Source organism: Pandoraea sp. (assembly GCF_004297875.1).
In the GTDB taxonomy this organism is placed as follows: domain Bacteria; phylum Pseudomonadota; class Gammaproteobacteria; order Burkholderiales; family Burkholderiaceae; genus Pandoraea.
On the sequence record NZ_SCSK01000064.1, the window covers coordinates 1 to 3,071 of the forward strand.

2 protein-coding genes and 2 pseudogenes are annotated in these 3,071 nt (G+C 59.4%); 2 read left to right on the forward strand and 2 right to left on the reverse strand.

The window, feature by feature from the left end:
• Positions 1-166 precede the first annotated feature (166 nt).
• Positions 167-1,519, reverse strand: a complete 1,353-nt coding sequence (locus EPN80_RS21140) for a recombinase family protein (protein ID WP_366929097.1) — start codon at positions 1,517-1,519, stop codon at positions 167-169.
• Positions 1,502-2,056, reverse strand: a pseudogene (locus EPN80_RS18795) (ATP-binding protein); the annotation flags it as partial. The pseudogene EPN80_RS18795 and the gene EPN80_RS21140, both read right to left, overlap by 18 nt.
• Before the next feature lie 215 nt (positions 2,057-2,271).
• Between EPN80_RS18795 and EPN80_RS18800 the strand changes: the two are divergent.
• A pseudogene (locus EPN80_RS18800) lies at positions 2,272-2,499 on the forward strand (transposase domain-containing protein); the annotation flags it as partial.
• Positions 2,500-2,581: 82 nt separating this feature from the next.
• Entirely contained in the window at positions 2,582-3,052 is a 471-nt protein-coding gene (locus EPN80_RS18805) for a plasmid pRiA4b ORF-3 family protein (protein WP_293030929.1), read from the forward strand.
• Positions 3,053-3,071 lie beyond the last annotated feature (19 nt).

Genomic DNA, 3,071 nt, shown 5'->3' on the forward strand with positions numbered 1-3,071 from the left:
CAAGAAGTGCTTCAGCCCATTCGTTGCCTCCTGGACCGCTCCTTGTGCTTCCGGCTGGAGCGAGAGTTAGCCGGGTCGGACTTGCACCGACAAGTCGAACGTGCCTTTGCAAGGCACACATAACAACATCGCGGAGCGATCGATTCGTCCGCTGGTGACGGGGAGTTCATTGTGCACCTCCTTGTGAATCCTCGATAAACATTGGGAGTTGTCCTTCGATATCGTTACGACACGGGCGACGTTTCCGGGTGGTCAGCGCGGCGCCAACCGCCTCAGTATGCAGGTCGCTTGCGCGGATCTGCCATGGAGCGTCCGGCATGACTTGCTCGGCGGGCAGAATTCGGTCCTTGATCAGGCGACGGATTACGTGATTGGTGACACCAAGCACTGTCGCTGCCTCTGACATCGTTAGCCAGTCACCGTCCTTCTCAGCCGATTTATAAGCGTGGATGTCTCGCACCCGCCGTACCGAGTTGACACGATGCGCAGTCCAGGTCTTGCCCTGGCCCGTCCGGATTCCCATTCGGTTTAGCGATGCCGCGATGTCCTGATCAGACCACCGCGTTGCCATGCTGCGGATGACTGCGAGCGCTTCGTCAGACGTGCTGCATCCGTGCTCGCCCGTTTTTGGCTTACGGATCCGCAACTGTGAGTGCTGGCCGCCTTGCCAGTGAATCGTGAGAATGACTTCACGCGCCGTCTCGTCCACGTCTGCAACAATATCGACGATCAGGGCCCGAACCAGTTGCTGGCGCGTGCGCATGGTGGCACCCGGAGCATTCCATGCAGCATCAAGGTCCTCGGCAAGCTTTGTGAAGTCCGGAGCAGAGGTGGCTGCCGCCGGCGTGCGAGCCTCCTCCAGGCGCGCCTGGCAGGTGTGTGCGCGCCGCAATGCTGCTTCCCAATTCTTCTCCAACTGTGCCGCGATCAGACGGTTATCGGGATCGCAGGCGGCGTAGCGCCGTTCAGCCAGCGTGGCTTCGTACTGAGCCTGCTGCAGTTCGAGCTCGATGATCCGCCGCTGCTCGCTCAACGTGTCCATATACATTTGCTCGGCCTGCAAGGCCGCCTCTATCGCCATTGGCTCCACGACACGCATCAGTTCTCTGGCGATCGCGGCGTCTATGCGAGAGCCACCGAAGCTCATGCACTTCGGTGGCAGGTCAAAGCGATAGCATCGGTAGACCGGTTGCGGTGTGCGTCCAATATAGGCTACCGACAGACGGCGGCCGCAGCGCGCGCATCCAAGCAGACCTGCCAGCAAGGCTCGCCCACCACGCCCCGATTTTACGTCGCCTGCCTTGCCGTAGGCGTTGGCCGCGAGCAGCTTCTGATTGCGCTCGAACTCTGCCCAGTCGATGTAGCCTTCGTGATGCTCCTTGAGCAGGACGTCCCACTCCTCGAACGGTTTGCGGTGCTTGTAGCTCTTGTGTGCACGGCCATTGACGATGGTTGTCTGCTTCCCGCTCTTACCATAAGCGTAGGCCCCGGCATAGAACGGGTCCCATTCCGAGAACACCAGGTTGGTCGTGATCACCACGCTTTTGCGCTCGTAGCGTTCAGCCAGCAGCGTGAACAACACTTCCATCTCATCACGGTCATGCTGGACGTACCCGATGTCGTCGAGGATGGCCGTGAACGCATAGAGAGGAGCGCGTCCGCGCCGGAACACGACGAAATCACACTGCATCTGCTGGCCGGGTGCGGTCTCAAAGCGTACCACCGGATCGTCCTTGGGAATCGGCTTGCGGCTTCGCATGAAATCCTGCAATTGCCGGATCTGGCCGGTGTAGCCCTGTGCACGCAACTCGCGCAGCATGGCCGGCGCCGGTATCCAATCCGGCCGGGCCTGCGCAATCCGCTTCTCGAAATAGGCTTTGAACGGCTCCAGTTTGGTCGCTCGTGGCTCGCGCATCTTGTACTTCGGTGCCTGCGGTGCATCCAGGTTCCGCGCAACCGTGTTTCGCGAAATGCCCAGCTGGCGGGCTATCTGTCGCTCCGAGAGGCCCTGGGCCTTGAGCACATGAATTTCCATCCACTCTTCCTTGTGTAGCACTCGGATCTCGCGCAAAAAGATCCGACTTTACGAAAAAGTGGCTCAGATTTGCTTCGCGCGAAGTGGCTCATTTTTACTCCGCGCGTAACATCGTCACCGGAAGTTCTAATTGTCGCTGGACACGACGTCTCGAACCTTGACGCGGCGACCATACAACGGATGCCAACGATAATGGGCCTCAACTTCTTGACCGATATGGGCAGAACGGATGCGAGCTTGCCCTGGGGCGGCGCAATTATCTGTTTGCCGGCTCCGATGGTGGAGGCCAAAGTGCGGCAGTGACTTATAGCCTGATCGAGACTGCACGGCTCAATGAAGTGGGGCCTTATGCTTACCTGCGCGTGGTGTTCGAGCGCATCGCCGATCATCCCATCAACCGCATCGATGAGTTGCTGCCGTGGCGCCTGATGCCGGTCGCACCCATTGAGCAGCAAGCCGCCTAAGAATCAATTCGATGGTTCAACCTCGCAAATCTGCCGTGCGCCTGGTCAAGGCGCCAGTTCCCGATTATGTGCTGCGTGTTGAGTGCGCTACATCAAGCCGGCAGTCTGGCGACGAATCATCGTTCCCGGCTCGATCCGGCTGGGTAAGCTGCATGTCGTGCTGCTGCTGGCCATGGGCTGGCAAGGCGGGCACCTGCACGAATTCGTCTTCGGTGACACCAACTATGGCGAGCCGGATGACTTTGGCTTCCAGAGCGATCCGCCACTGCTCAATGAAGCACGGGTCACGCTGACAAAGGCGCTGGGCGCACTGAAGTCATTTACCTACCTCTACGACTATGGCGACAACTGGCAGCATCGGATCAAGGTCGAAAAGACGCTCGTGCCCGATCCAGATATCCGCCAGCCGCTGTGCCTGGACGGACAGAATGCGTGTCCGCCGGAAGACGTTGGAGCAAAAGTCAAATCTGGTGTACGGTGGGTCGGCAGCATGATCAGGCGACAAGCAGTTGCTGAGCCGGTGTGCTGTCGATCACCGGGGTTCCATCCTTGAAGGGGATGCCCTTCAGGAG